We start from the raw sequence: 1,934 nt of genomic DNA, 5'->3' as shown, positions 1-1,934 counted from the left end.
CATGAGCCCCGGAGCAATCGATACCCCGGCCCTAGCGACGACGACGGGTCTTACGGCTGAACAGGCCGAGCAAGCGGTCGCACAGTTCACCACACAGATTCCGATGGGTCGCAGGGGCAAGCCGGAGGAGATTGCGGCTGCCGTCACGTTCCTCGCCAGCGATGAAAGTTCTTACATCACCGGCGTGGACCTCGCGGTCGATGGAGGCATGGCTCAGGTCTGATCCCGGCATCATACAAATCGGAGAAACACTATGAGCTACGCAATTATCGGCTTCGGCAAGATCGGCCACGCTCTTGCCAATGCGTTTGCCCGCAAGGGCATCGAAGTGTCCGTTGCAACCACGCGCGACCCGGAAAGCTTTGCATCCGATGCGGCCGCGATCGGACCCACGATCCTTCCCAAAACACTGGCCGAAGCCGTTAAGGCGGACATCATCTTCTTGGCCGTCCGTTTCGAGTCGCACCCGGATGTCGCGAAGGCGCTACCCACCTGGCAGGGGAAGACCATCGTCGATGTGACCAACGCCTACGGCGTGCCCCCTGAGCAACTGGGAGGACAGTCGTCCTCCAAGGCCGTCGCGCAGGCATTCTCTGGCGCCAGACTGGTCAAGGGCTTCAACCATTTGGTCGCCGGCACCCTTGACGAGGATCCCGCCGTACATGGGGGCAAGAGAGTCGTGTTTCTGGCGAGCGACAATGACGGCGCCGCAGACAAGATTGGCGCGCTCGCGGAAAATCTCGGTTTCGCACCGATCAAACTTGGGGGGCTCTCTGAAGGCGGGCTGCTGGTCCAGGCGCGCGGAAAGAGCTGGGGTCATCTGATCTTCAAGGACCTGGTCAAGTTCGACCGATGAACACGACGCGCCCACCCGCAGAGCCACGATGCAATGATCGGATCGAGCGCGATCCGATCCGCGAATGGAGAAATTCCGATGAGTATCGAGAAGAACATCCAGACCGTAAAGGACTTCTTCGCCGCGGTCGGCCGCGGCGACAGGGAGGCTCTGCTGCCGCTGGTCGCCGAAGACATCGAGTGGATCATTCCGGGCGAGGACTGGCCGCTGGCCGGAACGCGTCACGGACACGCCGGGCTGGCGGATTTGCTTGAGACGGCATCCAAGTCGATAGAAACCTCCACGGAACCCCGGGAGTTCGTGGCGCAGGGAGACCGGGTCCTCGTCGTCGGCTTCGCGAGGGGAAAGATCAAAGCTACGAACAAGACGTTCGAGGACGACTGGATCTTCGCCATCACGGTCCGGGACGGCAGATTGACCAACATCAGGGAGTACGTCGACACGCAAGCACTGGCCCGGGCCTCCGAGACGGACACGAACCCGACGCCCTCGCTCATCGACACCGGAGCCGCGCACCCGGCCTCATAAGGCCTGCGAATATGGAGCCTTGGAGCGCCGTCTCCCACGCCGCGCGCACGTCGAATGCCCAACCGTAACGGAGATCCCAATGTACGACCAACCCAAGCAATCCGATTTGATCCGGTTCGCACGCATCGATGCGGGCTCCACCGTCATCGACGTTTACCCAGGCGACGGCGACTGGACGCGCCTGTTCTCCGATGTGGTGGGGCCCGAAGGACGGGTCTTCAGCTTCGTGCCGGCCGAAGTCGCCCACTTCAAGGACGATCCGCTCGGCCGCATGCTGACGCTTGCGAAGGAGCCGGGCCGAGAGAACGTCGAAGCCGTCTCGGCGGACCTCGTCGCGATGCCGGAAGCCACGCAGCCAGCGGATGTCCTGTGGCTGCACCTGTTCTACCACGATCTCCACACCGCGCTGATCCAGGCCAGGGGCGCGACGGCGGCCGACTTCAATCGAGCCGTCTACGAGCGGCTGAAGCCTGGTGGGGCTTACGTCATCGTTGACCACGCCGCCGACGCTGGGGCAGGCACGGGCGATGCTCAGTCGCTGCATCGGATC

At 63.0% G+C, this 1,934-nt stretch carries 4 protein-coding genes; all 4 read left to right on the top strand.

What is annotated here, in order from left to right:
* The coding region (locus QQL24_RS21195; RefSeq protein WP_284314289.1) for an SDR family oxidoreductase at positions 1-223 on the top strand (223 nt) is incomplete at its 5' end.
* 30 nt (positions 224-253) lie between these two features.
* Positions 254-856, top strand: a complete 603-nt coding sequence (locus QQL24_RS21190) for an NADPH-dependent F420 reductase (RefSeq protein WP_348536480.1) — start codon at positions 254-256, stop codon at positions 854-856.
* A gap of 78 nt (positions 857-934) precedes the next feature.
* Positions 935-1,384 (top strand): nuclear transport factor 2 family protein, encoded by a 450-nt coding sequence (locus tag QQL24_RS21185; RefSeq protein WP_284314288.1) that lies wholly within the window; start codon positions 935-937, stop codon positions 1,382-1,384.
* A gap of 79 nt (positions 1,385-1,463) precedes the next feature.
* The coding region (locus tag QQL24_RS21180; RefSeq protein ID WP_284314287.1) for a methyltransferase at positions 1,464-1,934 on the top strand (471 nt) is incomplete at its 3' end.

The organism is Labrys miyagiensis (assembly GCF_030160835.1).
In the GTDB taxonomy this organism is placed as follows: domain Bacteria; phylum Pseudomonadota; class Alphaproteobacteria; order Rhizobiales; family Labraceae; genus Labrys; species Labrys miyagiensis.
This window is presented reverse-complemented; position numbering and strand designations above follow the sequence as displayed.